Consider the following 17,675-nt stretch of genomic DNA (forward strand, 5'->3'; position numbering starts at 1 on the left):
CTCTTTGCGTTTTTGGTTTTCACGTAAAATTTATCAATATATAGTTTTGTGGCAAATACAAGACTTTAGCTATAATTGCTTGCGCTTTAATAAAATATTACGCCAAATTATCGATAAGCTGTTGGTAGTGAGGATAGGATGTGGATAGTTTGGCTTTATTTTAATAATATTGTCTTGAATTGTAACATAAGATTGTTTTTTGGTCTTTTAAAAGACAGGAAAAAAGAGTAAAAGCTCATCTTATGACCAAAGACACTTTGAATACACCCACACAGGCAATTAATCGTCCCAATAGCCGCAAGGTTTTTATTAAAACCTATGGTTGCCAGATGAATGTTTATGATAGCCAGCGCATGAGCGATAGCTTAAGTGCTGAAGGCTATGTTGCGACCGAAACGGCTGAAGATGCCGATTTGATTTTGGTAAATACTTGTCATATTCGTGAAAAAGCAGCTGAGAAGCTTTATTCTGATCTTGGTCGCTTGCGTGTGTTGCGTTCTGAACAGGATCGCCCGATCACGATTGGTGTGACCGGCTGTGTTGCCCAGGCTGAGGGCGAGGAAATTATTCGCCGCGCCCCAGGGGTTGATCTTGTTGTTGGCCCGCAAACCTATCATCGTTTGCCGCAAATATTGCGCGATGTGGAAAGTGGCAAAAAGGTTGTTGAAACCGAATATGCGGTTGAAGATAAATTTAAGCATTTGCCTTTGCCAAAGCGTGAAGCGGTAGCAAGCCGCGGCGTGAGTGCGTTTTTAACTGTGCAAGAAGGGTGCGATAAATTTTGTACTTTTTGCGTTGTTCCTTATACGCGCGGGGCTGAAAGTTCGCGTCCCGTTGCGCAAATTATTCGTGAAGCGCAACGTCTTGTTGATTCGGGCGTGCGTGAAATAACTTTGCTTGGCCAAAATGTTAATGGTTGGCATGGCGTGGGTGAAGATGGCAAATCTTGGCGTTTAGGTGAGTTGCTTTATAAGCTTGCTGAGATAGATGGTGTCAAGCGTTTGCGTTATATGACAAGTCATCCCAATGATATGGATGATGGGCTAATTGCTGCGCATCGTGATCTTGATGTATTGATGCCTTATTTACATTTGCCCGTACAGGCAGGCTCTAATTCTATTTTAAAAGCTATGAATCGTCATCACACTGTCGATGATTATTTGCGCTTGATTGAGCGGATGCGTGAAGCGCGCCCAGATATTGCTATGTCGGGTGATTTTATCGTTGGCTTCCCTGGCGAAACCGATGAAGATTTTAAGGCAACTATGCGTTTGGTTGAAGAAGTCTTTTATGCTTCTGCCTATTCATTTAAATATTCACCGCGTATCGGTACGCCCGGTGCAGATATGAAAAACCAAGTTGATGAAGCAATTAAGGACGAGCGCTTGCAGGAGTTACAAGCCTTGCTAGGCAAACAGCAGCGCGAATTTCTACGCTCTAAAATTGGCGTTACCACAGATGTTTTGGTGGAGCGTAAAGGTCGCCATGATGGGCAGATGATTGGACGATCGCCTTGGCTGTTACCTATTGCGGTAACGACAGACGCACCGACTGGTGAAATGATTACTGTGAAAATTGGTGAGGCTGGGCCAAATAGTTTGGTTGGCTATCCGCTTGATGAGCCTGCAACCTTATTATCAGCTTAATGATTATTGATTTTAATTGTTGATAAATGAGATATTTTTCTTATTTATCAACAAAAGCTATGATGATAAAATATTTATGAAACTTTGCCGTCGTAAAATTTTATGCAGGTTTTTGAATCTAATTTATACTGCTTATATTGATATCAGCTCACATTTTAGGGGAAAATACGCTTGAGCGAAAAAAGTGAGATAGAGACAAGTGAAGTATCCGTAACAGGTGGTGCATCAGATTTGGCCCATATTGTTTTAACCTTTGACAGTAATCGCGAATCTCTTGCGGTTTTTGGGCATTTTGATGAAAATCTTGCCCGCATTGAGCAAAAGCTTGGTATTGATATTAGAGCGCATGGCAATGAGGTGACTTTACGCGGTGAGCCAATGGCAACCGCACAAGCACGCCGCGCTTTGGATCATCTTTATCAATTGGTAAAACAAGGCAATAATCCGAATTTATCTGATACGGATGGTGCAATTGCTATTGCAATGGCTCCTGAGCCGCAGCTTGAATTGCCAACTATGGAACATAGTGCCAAGCAAAGAATTGCTCATATTTCGACCCGCAGAAAAACCATTTATGCGCGTACACCAACGCAAGATGCCTATATGCGTGCAATGGATCGTGCTGAGCTTGTTTTTGGGGTAGGTCCTGCAGGTACGGGTAAAACCTATCTTGCAGTTGCCCATGCGGCGCAATTATTAGAGCGCGGTGTGGTTGACCGCATCATTTTATCACGCCCGGCCGTTGAAGCAGGCGAAAGACTAGGTTTTTTACCCGGCGATATGAAAGAAAAGGTCGATCCCTATTTGCGGCCGCTTTATGATGCGCTTTATGATATGATGCCTGTTGATAAAGTAGAGCGGGCCATAACTGCTGGTGTTATTGAAATTGCGCCACTTGCCTTTATGCGTGGGCGCACTTTGGCGCATTCTGCCATTATTCTTGATGAGGCGCAAAATACCACCGCAATGCAAATGAAAATGTTTTTGACCCGCCTTGGCGAGGGTGGGCGGATGATTATTACTGGTGATCCAAGTCAGGTGGATTTGCCCATGGGGCAAAAATCTGGCCTTGTGGAGGCATTGCGCATCTTAAATAATGTCGATAATATTGTAACTGTAACATTTACCGAAAAAGATGTTGTGCGCCATCCGCTCGTTGCTGCAATTGTATCAGCCTATGATCGTGATTTTCGTGAAAATAAAGCAAGACAAGATCAAAAATTTGGCGATAAAATGAGCGGTAACTCTTAAATGGTGTCAATTATGGATGCTGGAGTGCACATGTCAGCAGTTGATGGCGATATGTTAAAAATAGACATTGACCTTGTTATTGAAGATGATGCTTGGGAAAGTGAGCCGCAATTATTGGCGTTAGCACAAAAGGCAACCTATGAAACTATGTTGCATTTGGGATTTGATGACGTTGAAAGCGAGTTAAGCCTTGTCTTCACCAATGATGAAGCCATACGGGCGATAAATGCGCAGTGGCGTAACAAGGATAAGGCTACCAATGTCTTATCTTTTCCTGCCTTTGATATTGCACCAAATGAAGAACCAGATGTCATGCTTGGTGATATTATTATCGCGCGTGAAACGGTGGAAGGTGAGGCGAGGGAAGAAAATAAGCCTTTTGATCATCATCTTACCCATCTTTTTGTTCATGGCCTGTTGCATCTACTCGGTTATGACCATGAAAATGACGATGATGCAGAAATAATGGAAGCTTTGGAACGAGCAATTTTAGCAAAACTTCAAATCCCTGACCCCTATAGGCAAGAATAGTACTGCTATTGCACTTTACAAATAGTGTAAAATCGCTTTATTATATTTAGCAATGTAAAAATAGTTATTCTATTTTATTTAAATATTTCTTTTATTCATTGATGGTCAATTAATAAAAGAATAACCAAAAAAGGCAACCAAGAACAACGCAATGGCCGAAAAATCGACAACATCTAGCTCACATCATGACACTGGTAGTGAAAGTGAAGAGCCCAGTTCTGGGCAAGTGCAAAAGCTTGTAAAGCCATCCCTTATGGGTAAGTTTTTCAATTTTTTGCGTTCGCGAAATGCTGAAAGCAGTGACAGTGAAAAAATCATTGATGAAAGCTTGTTAACGCCGCAGCAACGATTAATGCTTGAAAATCTAATGGAATTGCATGAAGCACGCGTTGCTGATGTTATGATTCCACGTTCTGAAATTGAAGCTATTGATATTGATACTAGCCTTGCTGATACATTGAAGTGTTTTGATAAATCTGGCCATTCACGTATGCCGGTCTATGCTGAAACTCTTGATGATCCACGCGGTATGATTCATATTCGCGATATTTTAAATTTTATTACCCGCAACGCTCAGTCAACCGTTGAAGATGGACCGCTGGATCTTGGGCAAGTTGATTTAACTAAGACGATTGGTGAAATTGGGGTCATTCGGGAAGTTTTATTTGTGCCCGATTCAATGCTTGCAAGCCAGCTTTTAAGCCGCATGCAAACAACCCGCACGCAAATGGCTTTGGTTATTGACGAGCATGGCGGAACCGATGGTCTTGCCTCTATGGAAGATGTCTTTGAAATGGTGGTTGGTGACATTGAAGACGAGCATGACGATGATGATGTCATGATTGTCAAGGAAGAGGGCGATAGCTGGATTGTTGATGCCCGCGCTGATCTTGAAGAACTTACCGAAATTATCGGTGAAGATATGCATTTTGGTGATTTGGTTGATGAGGTTGATACGATTGGCGGGTTTATTGTTACCGTGCTTGATCGCATACCACTGCGCGGTGAAACGATTGAAGCAGTTATAGGTTTCAGCTTCCAAATATTAGAGGCTGATCGCCGCCGCATACGGCGTATTAAGATTAAGCGTTTATCGCCAGATAATTAATCGATCTAAAATATAATTTTAAAAAAACCGTTTGATGAAACATCAAGCGGTTTTTTATTTATGTAAGTTACCTTTATCCTTAAAATCGGATATTTTTAAGCCTTAAAACGCTCAATTATATAAAATATTTGCTAAAATATTATTGTCGCTTATAAGGGGTTAATATTAAAGTTGAAATACGTTGATATTTGGCGCACAATTGATGTATAATTATTATTTGAACCACATAAATTAATAGGCAGTTAGATTTTTCGTTACTGCATTGTTAAATTTTGCTTAATTTTTATTTTAGTTCTTTGCGCTTGGCTTCCAAAGGTCAATATGCATTGTTCAAATTTAAAATAGAAAACTTATTATTGGGGTCTTCTCATGTTAAGCTATTTATATTCTTAATATAGCCATTCAATATATTCGTTTTTATCTGCGCTCTGATACCGCATTTGCTTTAAGGTTTTTATTAAAAGATAAAGCATTAATAGAACCAGCGATAAACTCATTTTGATAGATTTCAAATTATCTAAAACGCATTTATGCGAAAGGATCCTAAAATGCTGCGATTGATTGACGGATTTAAGCATTTAACAGGCATCAAACGGCAATTGATAAGTTTCATATTTGGCGCGCTTATGGCGTTTGCACTTGCACCTTTTCATCTGTTTTTTCTTTGTTTCATTAGCTTTCCTGTCCTTGTCTGGTTGATTGATGGCATAAATGAGCGCGTAAATGGGTTAAAAAAATATAGCTTAATAGCTTTAACTGGATGGAGTTTTGGTTTTGGCTATTTTGTTTTTGGGCTTTGGTGGCTGTCGAGCGCAATGTTTGTAGATTTTGCTAGCTATTATTGGGCAATTCCGTTTGCAATTTTTGGCTTACCGGCATTTCTTGCGCTTTACTATGGTTTAGCTGCTGTGGTTGCCGCCATCTTAAATTGGAATTCCTATGGGCGGATTGTTACTTTAAGCTTGACATTTGGCCTTGCAGAATGGTTGCGCGGTGTAGCCTTTACCGGCTTTCCGTGGAATAGCATTGGCTACACAGCTATGCCCAATGTAGCATCAATGCAGATAGCCTCGTTGATTGGCGTTTTAGGGGTAAATTTTCTTGCGGTTTTGGTTTATGCAACACCTGCTATTCTTGCTGATGGAAAAGAGCGCAAAATCGCATTTTCGCTTGCAGGGTTACTTATCGTCTTCGATGTCGGTTTTGGTGCCTATCGACTTTCCTTTGCGCCTAATAATTACGCCAATGGGGATGAGATTATGGTGCGTTTGGTGCAACCATCTATTGATCAAAGCCAAAAGCAAGATGCAGTTTTGGCACGGCAAAATTATGATGAATTGGTATCATTATCGATTGAAGAAAATCCAGAAAGTTCAAGAAGGCCCGATATTATTATTTGGCCGGAAACGGCTTTGCCCTATTATCTTGATTATACCCCAGAATTAAAGGAAAACATAGCAAGCCTATTGCAAGATAAACAACTGCTCATGACAGGCAGTGTTAGACTTTCTTATGATGAGGATGGTAAACAAAGCTTTTATAACTCCATGCAAATTGTCGATAAAAACGGGGATGTTATTGCTTATGCCGATAAGGTGCACCTTGTGCCATTTGGTGAATATATGCCCTTCAGTGAATTTTTTAAGCAGTTTGGCCTTTCGGCTATAGCAGAAACCGTTGGTGGTTATAGTGCTGCGAGCGATCATAAAACGCTGACGCTTTCTGAACGACTGACGATTTTACCACTTATCTGTTATGAAGCTATTTTTCCAAATGAAATGGATTATAGCGGCGATAGACCTAATGTTTTGGTTAATCTTACTAATGATGCATGGTTTGGCCAAACCCCCGGACCGTGGCAGCATTTTCAGCAGGCACGCTTGCGGGCGGTTGAGCAAAATATGCCGCTGATTAGGGCGACCAATAATGGTATTACCGCCGTGGTTGATCCTTATGGAAGAATCATCGGGCAAATTGAACAGAATCGTGTTGCTTATCTTGATGCGCCAATTCCAAGCTATAACGCACCAAATTGGCATAAGATTTCAAATGGTAAAGAAATTTTATCTATAATTCTAATTTTATCAATCTTTAGTGGGTTTTTAAGGCGCTACAGCCGCCGCTGATCAATTGACATTGGGGCATTATTATTATGTTATGCAAGCATTGCGACAGATGTTTTTGTAAAATTATCATCTGATAGGGATATCTAATCTTATTATTGTAAAATGGCCGGGAAAAGCGCTGATAAGCGAAAAACATAATGACAGTAAAGAAAAAACAACCAGATCCAATTGATGTATATGTGGGAAGCCGCATTCGTTTGCGTCGTAATTCTATAGGGCTTAGTCAAGAAAAACTAGGCGAACAACTTGGAATTACTTTTCAGCAAGTGCAAAAATACGAGAAGGGTACAAATAGGGTAGGTGCAAGTCGTCTGCAAGCAATTGCAGAAACCTTGGAAGTGCCGGTATCCTTCTTTTTTGAAGATGTGTCCAATAGTGAACTTGATGAGGGATTTGCCGAAGCCGAAGCCAATCCTTTGGAAATGGTTTCAAGTGGCGAAGGATTACAGTTAATTCGTGCTTTCACCAATATCAAAGACCCTAAAGTCAGACGCAAAATTATTGATCTTGCCAAGGCTTTATCGCAAGACGATCACCTTGAGGATAGATAGTTTTGACAATGATATAGCGGGAAACAAGACGTTTTATTGCTTTTAACTTTATGCTTAATTTTATATTTACTTCGTTAATACAGTGCCCGAATAGTAGCTTTTATATTATTGTATTATTTTATAATTAATAAAATTCATAGTAATATGTATTAGGTGAAAAATTGAATTTTGAAGTTTTAATATGATTTAAAAAGACTGATGTTATGTCAGTTAATATTGGCTTTACAAGCTTCGCTTAATGCTTTTTTCAAAAAAAATATTATTATATTTCATTGCCTTATCATTGTTGACGGCATAATTTTGATCAAGGATTATTGCCTCAAGTTATGCATAATGGTTTAGAGCCCCATCTTTCAAAAAAATTTGAATTAACAAGTTTAAGTGCGCTCATGCTGTCATCATATGCAGCTTTTTATAGGTGAAATCCTAAGAGCAAAGCCTCTATCATTGATTGTATGTTTTTAAGTCCCATCATGATAAAAAAAAGCGTATTTAGCTTTTTAAAAGCCAAATACGCCATTTTATTTCAATAGGTTAAAACCGGCCTATTCTTCTTCGCCGCCTTCAACGGCAATTTTATCAACTGCCTCTTTCATGTACTCTGCAACATCCTTATCAGGATAGGTAACAGCAAAATCGCTAATGGTTTTCTTCACCAATTCATTGTAATTTTGTTGCATCAACATATTTTCAATCTGTGGCTTTACATCAGCATATTCTGGTGGTTGCTTATCGCGGATATCTTCAACCTTAATAACATGCCAACCAAATTGTGATTTAACCGGTGTTTTGGTGTATTCGCCAGCTTTAAGGGCAAAGGCCGCATCTTCAAAAGGCTTTACCATTTGTCCTTTGATGAAATAGCCAAGATCTCCGCCATTAGCGCTAGATCCATCGGTTGAAGATTCTTTAGCAATTTTTTCAAAATCTTCGCCTGCTTCTAAACGCTCAATAACCTTTTTAGCGTCAGCTTCACTGTCAACAAGGATATGGCGGGCATGCACTTCAACTTCTTTCGGCATGCTAGCTATTTCTTTGTCATAAAAAGCCTTAACGTCTTCTTCTTTTACCGATTGCTTTAGCTTTTCGGCAAGGTAAGCCTGCTGCAAGTTACTTTCGCGAACCAATTCAGCGCGCATTTTGAAAGTCGGATCTTGGTCGAGTTTTTCTTTAAGTGCTGCAGTCGAAAATGCTTTTAACGAAACATAAACTTCTAACGCGCGCAAACGGCGTTGCGCTAAGGTTTCAGGTGTGCCAGGAGCAATAATATTAGCCCAAGCATCAAGATCCTTGGTTGTCATGTTCTTGCCATCAATTACGGCAATAACTTGATCAGGGCCAAAAGTTTTTGTTTCTGCCTTGCTAACCTCAGCCGCTTCTGGCTGCGGCATTGCAGGGCTTTCTGTTTCCTGCGCTTGAGCAACCAAACTGCTTCCTAAAATAAAGGTAGAAGCCACCAGAATGGCTTTCAATTTCGACTTCATGTAAAACTCCTTAGCAGGAAGAGGGCGTCTTGCCCCCTTTGAATAAATATGGCTTATCATGGAAAAGTTGCAATTTTAAATGGATAAGTAAAATAGTTGATAAAGATAATTTCATTAATAATCTTTAATTTTATTTTTCCATTTTTTTAGCAATAGCTTTAATCTTGTCCGTAAATTTAACAAGTTTAGAAAGTTTAAGCTTAATAGCAATTCTTCATAAATACCTTTTAGCGACTCTAGTCAGGATAACGGCAAAATTTTGATTTGAAAAGCATTATGGTGCAAATTTTATAATTTCACGTAAATATTAAATATGATTAATAAAAGATATAATTATTTAAAGTGAATGGGTTAGCCATTTCGTTGCTGCTATTTAATTGCTTTTCCTTGGCGATCACGTTTAATTATATATTTTTAATGTGAAGATATATATTTTTTATATCGATTATATCTAGTCTTAGCGCAAAGGGTAAGTATTTACCGCTTAGGCGATTATTCGTTGGTTGATCTATAATTTAGTGAATATAAAATATTTTGCATATTTGCTGTTATAAAACATCGGCAAAGATAAGGGGAAGCTGAATATGAAAACGCGTTTGATAAAAGCTGATCGGTCAGTTGATTTGCCAATGTTAGCTGATGGTTATTATCATCTTAGCTATAAAGTACTTATTAATGGTGATCTTGCCATTCTCTCAACTGATTTTGATTTAATTGCTTGGTGGCGCAATGATCAAAAAAGTGCAAAATTACCCGAAAAAATAAACTATCTCATTGCGGTATTTGATGGCGAAACATTTAAAGCCAAAGCATCATTTGCGATGCGTGATCCAATATATCCTTTAATAGATCAATTTTCCAATGGTGACTGGTTGGTGGTAAATCCACGCTGTTATAATAGGGGGGATAAAAATGCTATGCGCATTGCGCCAACAGGCGCAATTATGAGCCAATTTAATTTAGGCGATGCAATTGAGCATGTTCAAATCACTAAGGATGATGAAATATATATTGGCTTTTTTGATGAAGGTACAATGTCTAATCGTGGCTGGGATGCAAGTGGTGCGCGCGAAAATTTTGCTCTTGCACCGATTATCTGCTGTGATGGCAATGGCAAGCCTTTATGGTCGGTTGATGAGGATATGGACAGCCTTTATATTGTTGATTGTTACGCATTAAATATTGGTAGCAACGAAGCCTATGCTTATTATGATAGCGATTATATAATTATAGCATTAAGCCCGCAAGGTATTACTGCACATTGGCAAGCAGATATAAAGGGCGGTAAAATGTTAGCTTTCAACCAAGATCATTTGGTAGTGGCTTGCAGTTATGATGATCCTAACCTTATAGAAATTATAGCAAAGAATGATGCTGCCAAGCATTATTTAGCCCATATGGATAGTGCACAGCCTTTGGAAGCAATTGGTGGGCGAGATGACCAGTTACACTATATTTGTGGCGATCAATGGTTGACATTTACTGTCACCTCAATCGTTAATCAATTGAAAGAGCACCAAGGGTGATATGCTAAAGCACAATTTTTTTAACTGTAATAGATAGTCGGTATCATCATCGCATAAGCTTGGTACTATGAAAAATAAAAGTTTGACTAATAAGGTTTTTAGTAATTAAGAATTTCTTGAATTGATAATTTTCTATTTATAAATCTTATGTTTTTTGCAGAAAAATAAAAAACTTCTCCCCAGCTTTCTTCAATTCTCAAAAGGTCATAACCTGCTTCATATTTAGTACTATACCGCTTAGTTATTAAAGAAAATTCATCACTATCTTCTTCTACAAGAGATATAAAATTTCTATTAACATCAGAAATCCAATGAGTTGGACAGCTGATTAGATCAACATTTTCTAAAATAATTGTTTCATCATAAGGATCTGTTATATCCCAACACAATCCAATTTTTAAAATATCACCATAGTAACTTATAATATCAATATCACGTGTCTCTATCTTGTTGTCATAATAAAACCTATTTATTTTATCAATGTAATCACGTGTAATCACTTATTAACTCCAAATTTTTTAACCGTTTTATTGGTTGTTACTCCAATGATAATTATTTCACTTTGGTGGTCAATGGCTGATGTTTTGGTTGCCCAATCGTCAAACAATTAAAGTATTAAACGATTAATATCTGCTGAGAAGCGAAGTTTTAAGCAAAATTATGAAAATTTAATAATTGGCTAAGGTTATAATGTTCCTCATCGCTTAAGCTTTGCAGTGGCAAAGGCAATGAGGGATGGTCGGTTTTCTTTAAGATTTCAGCAGCTGTTGCAATAACACGCAAGGAACCATATTTTTCAAAAAGGCGCCAAAGTGGTAATAGTGCAGTTGAAACAAGATTTTCAGCACCATTTAGCTTGTTTTCAGCTTCGATCTGTAAATCTAATGCAAGCTTGGGGAATAGTCCGCCCAATACTGAAAACCAGCAATCACAACCAGCACTAAGCCCACGGGCAGCTTGTGCATCTCCGCTAATGCCAATTTTAACATGGCTTGGTATGTCTTGGCGCAATTGCTTTATAAAGGTTTTTGCTTGGTTTAAATCCTTTGGTATTGGGCCAATTTTAATTGCTGCAATATTGGGTAGATTGCAAATTCTGCCGTATAATTCGTTATTGAAAACAAATTTGGTGGTTTGTGGATTATCATAAACGCAAAGTGGCAGGGAAATATTATGGCAAACATTTTGATAAAGCCCAAATACTTCTGCATCACTCAATGGTTGATAAGATAGTGGCGCAAGCAAAAGTGCTTTTACGCCGGCCTTTTGTGCGTCATCGGCTAAATGGCAAACATCACGGCTGCGTAACGCGCCGATGGAAACCATAACAGGCTTATCGCCTGCATGTTCTAGTCCTATTTGGGTGAGATGTAATCGCTCGGCTCTGTTTAAATATGCATAGCAACCAGTGGAACCTAAAAGCCCAATTGATGCTATGTCGTGCTTTGACAAATTATCGATGAGTTTGATGAAATGGTGTTCTTGAACACCATTTTCATTCATGGGAGTAAGTGGAAATGCACTAAGACCAGAAAACATAATTTCCCCATACAGCCTAAATATTTTGAGCTTTTAATTTTTAGCGAATAATATTCACCATGCGTAGAAAATCTTTAAGCGGTGATAAAGCTGGGTGCTTGAGATTGCGCAAGAGATAATCAGTCATGCGTGGTAAATGTTTTAAATATTGTGGTTTGCCATCACGCTTATCAAGACGAATAAATAGGCCGAGTAATTTACAAGCGCGCTGTGCCCCTAAAATTGCATAGGATTGGCGAAACTGTTTTTCATTAAACTGCTTATCAAGCAAAGCACGTTTTGAGCAATAATGGCGAATAAGTGCTTCTTCAGTTGGTGCTGCAATGGTAATGCGCGCATCTTGGGCAAGAGACACCACATCATAAGCGGTAGGTCCCATTTGCGCATCTTGAAAGTCGATAAGACCAATGCGGTCATTGCCTTCACGTTCGCTGCACCAAAGTATATTGGGGGAATGATAATCGCGCATGACCAAGCTTTTAGGCGCTGTTTCTAGTTCATCGAACAAAACATCCCAGATTTGATAATAATATTCGCGCATTTGGTCGATTGGCTCGACTTGTGAAATAAATGGCAAATACCAGTCCAAGAGCAAATTGGTTTCAATATGAAGTGCATCACGGTCATAATTGGGAATTTCAATACTTAAATCTTCCCAAACCGCATGTTTTGGCCAATCAACCTCATGAAAATCTGCTAAAAATGCCGTTGCTGCAAGATAGCGTTCGGTGATCGGTAAGCGGCGTTCATCGATAATGCCATCTTGCCCTAAATATTCAAGCAGCAATAGACCACTATCAAGGTCGCCAGCATAAATTTCTGGGGCGTTAAAATTATTTTCGCGGATAATACGGTCAATACCAACAAATTGGTCGATGCTTTGTGCAAGGTTCGCTGTCTTTGCATAGCTTGCCCCAGTTGTTTCAGGCATTTCGAGTTGTGGAGCATCCATCAACACTTCGCATTTATCCTCGCCATAGGTGATAAGCTCATAAGCGCGCGCTGAAGCATCGCCGGCCAAAAAATGCCTTTTGGCTTCGCCCCGATTATAGCGAATTAAAAAGTCTCGGATAATTGCAGTGCGCCGTAAACGCAAAGATGCTTCTTCATCAACGGCAATGATAACGCCGCGCCCATCATTTTCTTCAAAAATCCGTAATGAAAATGTAGGTCTTGGTAAAAGTCCTTCTGCCTTATCTGGCCACTCAACAATCAGCACACCATTATCAAGTGCTTGCTCAAGACCAAGCTCATAGATTTCTTCGGGGCTGCCAATACGGTAAAGATCGGCATGGGCAACAGGTAGGCGCAGTTCATTATAGGTTTGTACAAGAGTGAAGGTGGGGCTTGGTACATCCAATGTGTCATCATCAGCAAGGGTTTGAATAATGCTACGGGCAAGGGTTGATTTTCCCATGCCTAAATCACCTTCAAGAATTATAAGATCACCTTTTTTTAAGGTTAAGGCAAGATCTTCGCCAAAACGCTTTGTTGCATCTTCATTACTGAGGTGAAGGGTTAATTCCATAGCAATTTAAACTTTCTATTCAGCAGCACTGCTTAAAGCTGCAATTTTAATTGGAAACCGGCAGATGACAGTTGTGCCTTTATCAGAACCTGTATCAATTTCAACTGTTCCATTATGAAGTTCGACAAAACTTTTTACAATGGAAAGGCCAAGACCAGCTCCTGGTTTTGTACCATGATGGACATGGGTAGAAAAACGCTTGAATACATTAACAACAATTTCTTCAGGAATGCCACCGCCTTCATCATGGACAACGAAAATGATATCACTTTCATCATGAAAGGCAGCAAAGTCAATTGTAGAATTTTGCGGGGCATAATTGGCAGCATTTGATAAAATATTAAATAGAACCTGCCTGATACGGGCACCATCTGCCTGAAAATGAACAAGACCTTCGGCAATTTGCAAATTAATCTTGATGTTGTTTTCAAGTAAACGCTCTTCAAGCCGGCTAGCTGCACTTTGCATTACTTCCAAAATATTAACCTCGCCAATATCTAATTCCATGATACCAGCATCAACGGTCGCTAGATCGAGAATATCATTGACGATGTTTAAAAGCTCCACCGATTCTGAAGCAATATGCGATAGATAATCATATTGCCGGCCATTTAATTCGCCAAAGGCAGGTGTGCGTAATAGATCGGTAAAGCCAATAATATTGGTAAGCGGCGTGCGTAACTCATAAGAAACATGGCTTACAAATTCATTGCGTAAGCGATCGGCAATTTCTAAAGCTTCGTTCTTTTCATGTAAGGCACGAGCAATATTAATACTGTCGGTTACGTCAACAAAGGTAAGCATGGTTTGACCAAGCGGCAGGGGCACCAAAGCATAATCGGCAACTGCACCATTTTTTAAATCAATCCGCCCTTTGCGTGAATCGCGCTTATCGGCAAAATCGGTAATTGCAGCACCAATATCGCTCCAATCTTCATCGACTGCTTGGGGGGCTGCAAAAGCTTCGATCTTAGATATATGGGTGCCTTCAACACATAATTCATTTGGTAGCTCCCACATTGCTGCAAAAGCCGGATTGGAAAGCCGCATCAAGCCGTCCGAGCCAAAAACAGCGACACCTTCATAAAGATTATCAAGGGTTTCCCCCTGAATGCGGATAAGTGAATTATAGCGTGCTTCTAGATTGAGCTTTTCGGTGAGGTCTTCATAAAGCCAAGTGACACCACCTTGCGGGTGCGGATTGGCAATGACCCGCAATGTGCGCCCATCTGGAAGATTCCATATAGTCATTTTAGGCTCAAGCGAGCGATAGGCCTCAAATAATTCCTCTTTCCATTGTCGCCAATGGGGTGTTTCATTTAAAATGCCGCGTTCACGTAAACGGTCAAGCACCAATGCATGACTTGGCTGACTTTCCAAAAACGCCACATCAAGTGGCCAAAGGGCGCTAAAGGCTTGGTTAAAAAATTCTAGCTTTTGGTCAGGGTTAAAAATTGCAACCGCGGTTGATAATTGATCAAAAGTTTCAGAATAGCCTTGCACAACGCGTTTTAATTCATTGCGCAGCGTTTCCCTTTCCGTTTTGTCAATGGCAATACCAGCTTCACCAAATTCACCTGCCATTGCCGTTACATCAAGCACCCGTCTTTCACCATTTATTGCTGTGGGCGTGCTGTCGATAAACACTTCGCCTTTACGGTGGCTGTTTTTAATCTTTTCACGAAATGCTGACCCAAAAATTTCGTGATCGGGGTCTGCAACACGAAAATAGGCGCGATTTCCCCAATGGATGCTACCATTATGGTCGCGTATCCAGATCGGATCCTTTAATTCATCCCCCAATGCTTGCAAGGTGGCAAGCTTTGCTTCAAATTCATTACAGCGATTTTTTAAGTGCAAAAATTCAGCACTTGTTTTTGTTGTATCCCGAAAACTTATCAGTAATCTTGCGCCATTTGCATAACCACAGGCTTGCAGCGTAGTGCCATGAGTGGTGGTAATGGGCATATCAAATGCTTCACCCTCACTCGCTAATAAAGCGATATTATTTTGATATTCATTCAAAGATGGCACCGACATCCAACTTTGCCAGTTTAAAAACTCATCAATAGTTGCGGGGATATCTCTTGCATTAGGCAAGGGGCCGGTGATTTTTGCATTGGCTCCTTCAAGAATAACAAGACATTGGCCACTTAAATTTAAATAGCTTTCATAAGGATTGAGCAAGGTGCTTAAAAAATGCTTGCTATCTTTAAGATTTAATTCAAGTGCCTTTTTTTCTTTGACAATTTGGCGCAGCTTTAAAGCTATGACACCTACTGTCAATAAGGCTCCGCCCATAAGAGCAAGCTGCAATACTGAAAATAAATCATCAATTTGCGGAGACGTTATTGCCGCAAAGGCAGGCAGAGTTGAAACACTAAGCATGGTGGTGCTTGCAAAATATTTAATCCATGGTTGGTGCACAATATTTTTTGTAAATAAGATATTTAGCCCCATTTTTATCGCTTTAAATGGCTTTTGAAGCATCAATATGCCATGCCGCTTAGGGCTTTTTGATTGCTTAATCTTTTGCATGCACGGGTTCAAACTGGCCACTTCAATCAATTCCTGCAAGCTCCAAGGCTGCTAACGTTGGTAACGCTAGCGCAATTTTGTTTATGATGAGGCAATCAGATGCTCTTATTTTATAAATAATGCGATTGTTAAAATTATCCAGAAATCAAGTTACATAGTTTTAAAAAAGCCGTGCAAATTATTGGTCGAATCATCTTTGGTAATTTAGCACAGCCATATTGATTAAAGGAATGCTTGCCTTAAAAAAATAAAGCCGAACAATAAAATTGCTCGGCTTTACAATGGCTTATAATATTAATAAAATGTTAATAACGATAATGCTCAGGCTTATAAGGACCCTTTGGAGAAACGCCAATATAATCTGCCTGTTCCTGCGACAAGGTGCTTAGTTTCACACCAAGGCGATCAAGGTGCAAACGGGCAACTTTTTCATCAAGATGCTTAGGCAAGACATAAACCTTATTGTCATATTCATTACCCTTGGTGAAAAGCTCAATTTGTGCCAATGTCTGGTTGGTAAATGAAGCCGACATCACAAAAGAAGGATGACCGGTTGCATTACCAAGATTGAGCAAGCGCCCTTCTGATAGGAGAAGAATACGCTTACCATCGGGGAAAGTAATCATGTCAACTTGTGGCTTAATATTGGTCCATTTAAGATTGCGCAAAGCGGCAACTTGAATTTCATTATCAAAATGGCCAATATTACCAACAATGCACATATCTTTTAAAGCGCGCATATGCTCGATGCGGACAACATCCTTATTGCCAGTAGTTGTAACAATAATATCAGCAGTTGGTGCGGCATCTTCAAGCGTTACAACTTCATAGCCATCCATGGCTGCTTGCAATGCGCAAATTGGATCTACTTCGGTGACTTTAACCCGCGCGCCCGCACCAGAAAGGGAAGCTGCAGAACCTTTACCAACATCGCCATAACCGCAAACAACGGCAGTTTTACCAGCCATCATCACATCGGTACCACGGCGAATACCGTCAACTAACGATTCCTTACAGCCATATTTATTGTCAAATTTTGACTTGGTTACGCTGTCATTGACGTTAATGGCAGGGAAAGGCAAAAGACCTTTCTTTTCCAAATGATAAAGACGGTTAACACCCGTTGTGGTTTCTTCGGTTACACCCTTAATTGCAGCGCGTTGACGGCTAAAGAAATTTGGGCTTGCAGCAAGACGTTTCTTGATTTGCGCAAACATAACTTCTTCTTCTTCAGATTCTGGCTTTGAAAGAACATCTTCACCAGCTTCAGCGCGTGCGCCAAGCAAAATATAGGCTGTGGCATCGCCGCCATCATCCAAAATCATATTGGATGGTTCACCATCTGACCATTGGAAAATAGCATCGGTATAGGTCCAATATTCTTCCAAAGATTCACCCTTAACCGCAAATACTGGGGTGCCACCAGCCGCAATAGCTGCTGCCGCATGATCTTGAGTTGAAAAAATATTGCATGATGCCCAGCGCAATTCTGCACCAAGAGCCTTTAATGTTTCAATAAGAACGGCTGTTTGAATGGTCATATGCAGAGAGCCCGAAATGCGCGCGCCGCGTAATGGTTGGCTAGCGCCAAACTCTTCACGACAAGCCATAAGGCCTGGCATTTCAGTTTCAGCAATATCGAGTTCTTTGCGACCGAAATCGGCAAGACCGATATCGCGGATCACATAATCTTGGTTGGCAGCCATGTTTTGCTCCTAAGAAAATTTAAGCCTTTAGACATTTTAATCAATAAAATGCCTATCATAATAAATATATGTTTTGATTTTATTTTGCCGCATGAAATGCTGCATAAAATGCATTGAATGACGCGACATTAGCAAATAAAA

At 39.9% G+C, this 17,675-nt stretch carries 13 protein-coding genes; 7 read left to right on the forward strand and 6 right to left on the reverse strand.

All coding sequences use genetic code 11. The features are described from left to right. Positions 1–242: 242 nt before the first annotated feature. The 6 genes from miaB to N6A79_RS01855 all read left to right on the forward strand — a co-directional run bounded on the left by miaB (position 243) and on the right by N6A79_RS01855 (position 7,213). Positions 243–1,646, forward strand: coding sequence for a tRNA (N6-isopentenyl adenosine(37)-C2)-methylthiotransferase MiaB (gene miaB, locus N6A79_RS01830; RefSeq protein WP_182418638.1), 1,404 nt, complete (start codon positions 243–245; stop codon positions 1,644–1,646). Between the two features lie 171 nt (positions 1,647–1,817). Next, positions 1,818–2,897 (forward strand): PhoH family protein, encoded by a 1,080-nt coding sequence (locus tag N6A79_RS01835; RefSeq protein ID WP_268546740.1) that lies wholly within the window; start codon positions 1,818–1,820, stop codon positions 2,895–2,897. A 30-nt stretch (positions 2,898–2,927) separates the two neighbouring features. After that, entirely contained in the window at positions 2,928–3,428 is a 501-nt protein-coding gene (gene ybeY / locus N6A79_RS01840; protein ID WP_268546741.1) for an rRNA maturation RNase YbeY, read from the forward strand. Between the two features lie 151 nt (positions 3,429–3,579). After that, entirely contained in the window at positions 3,580–4,536 is a 957-nt protein-coding gene (locus N6A79_RS01845; protein ID WP_268546742.1) for a transporter associated domain-containing protein, read from the forward strand. A gap of 548 nt (positions 4,537–5,084) precedes the next feature. Continuing rightward, positions 5,085–6,662 (forward strand): apolipoprotein N-acyltransferase, encoded by a 1,578-nt coding sequence (gene lnt, locus N6A79_RS01850; RefSeq protein ID WP_268546743.1) that lies wholly within the window; start codon positions 5,085–5,087, stop codon positions 6,660–6,662. Between the two features lie 137 nt (positions 6,663–6,799). After that, positions 6,800–7,213, forward strand: coding sequence for a helix-turn-helix domain-containing protein (locus tag N6A79_RS01855; protein ID WP_182418641.1), 414 nt, complete (start codon positions 6,800–6,802; stop codon positions 7,211–7,213). Positions 7,214–7,758: 545 nt separating this feature from the next. Here the strand turns inward: N6A79_RS01855 and N6A79_RS01860 are convergent. Continuing rightward, positions 7,759–8,697: a peptidylprolyl isomerase gene (locus N6A79_RS01860; RefSeq protein WP_262079663.1), complete on the reverse strand. Its 939-nt coding sequence runs from the start codon at positions 8,695–8,697 to the stop codon at positions 7,759–7,761. 584 nt (positions 8,698–9,281) lie between these two features. Here N6A79_RS01860 and N6A79_RS01865 point away from each other — a divergent pair. Next, positions 9,282–10,223 carry a hypothetical protein gene (locus N6A79_RS01865; protein ID WP_268546744.1) on the forward strand — a complete coding sequence of 314 codons (942 nt, stop codon included), beginning with the start codon at positions 9,282–9,284 and terminating at the stop codon, positions 10,221–10,223. Positions 10,224–10,321: 98 nt separating this feature from the next. Here N6A79_RS01865 and N6A79_RS01870 read toward each other — a convergent pair whose 3' ends face one another. From N6A79_RS01870 to ahcY, 5 genes are all read right to left on the reverse strand, one after another. Next, the gene (locus N6A79_RS01870; RefSeq protein WP_268546745.1) at positions 10,322–10,723 is read right to left on the reverse strand and encodes a hypothetical protein; all 402 of its coding nucleotides are present in this window, start codon (positions 10,721–10,723) and stop codon (positions 10,322–10,324) included. A gap of 148 nt (positions 10,724–10,871) precedes the next feature. Beyond that, positions 10,872–11,762, reverse strand: coding sequence for a dihydrodipicolinate synthase family protein (locus N6A79_RS01875; RefSeq protein WP_268546746.1), 891 nt, complete (start codon positions 11,760–11,762; stop codon positions 10,872–10,874). A gap of 40 nt (positions 11,763–11,802) precedes the next feature. After that, positions 11,803–13,290 (reverse strand): tRNA (adenosine(37)-N6)-threonylcarbamoyltransferase complex ATPase subunit type 1 TsaE, encoded by a 1,488-nt coding sequence (gene tsaE / locus N6A79_RS01880; protein ID WP_268546747.1) that lies wholly within the window; start codon positions 13,288–13,290, stop codon positions 11,803–11,805. Positions 13,291–13,305: 15 nt separating this feature from the next. Continuing rightward, positions 13,306–15,750, reverse strand: coding sequence for a sensor histidine kinase (locus N6A79_RS01885; protein WP_268546748.1), 2,445 nt, complete (start codon positions 15,748–15,750; stop codon positions 13,306–13,308). 383 nt (positions 15,751–16,133) lie between these two features. Beyond that, entirely contained in the window at positions 16,134–17,534 is a 1,401-nt protein-coding gene (gene ahcY, locus N6A79_RS01890; RefSeq protein WP_268546749.1) for an adenosylhomocysteinase, read from the reverse strand. Positions 17,535–17,675 lie beyond the last annotated feature (141 nt).

It is taken from the genome of Bartonella sp. HY761, from assembly GCF_026743145.1.
GTDB lineage: Bacteria > Pseudomonadota > Alphaproteobacteria > Rhizobiales > Rhizobiaceae > HY038.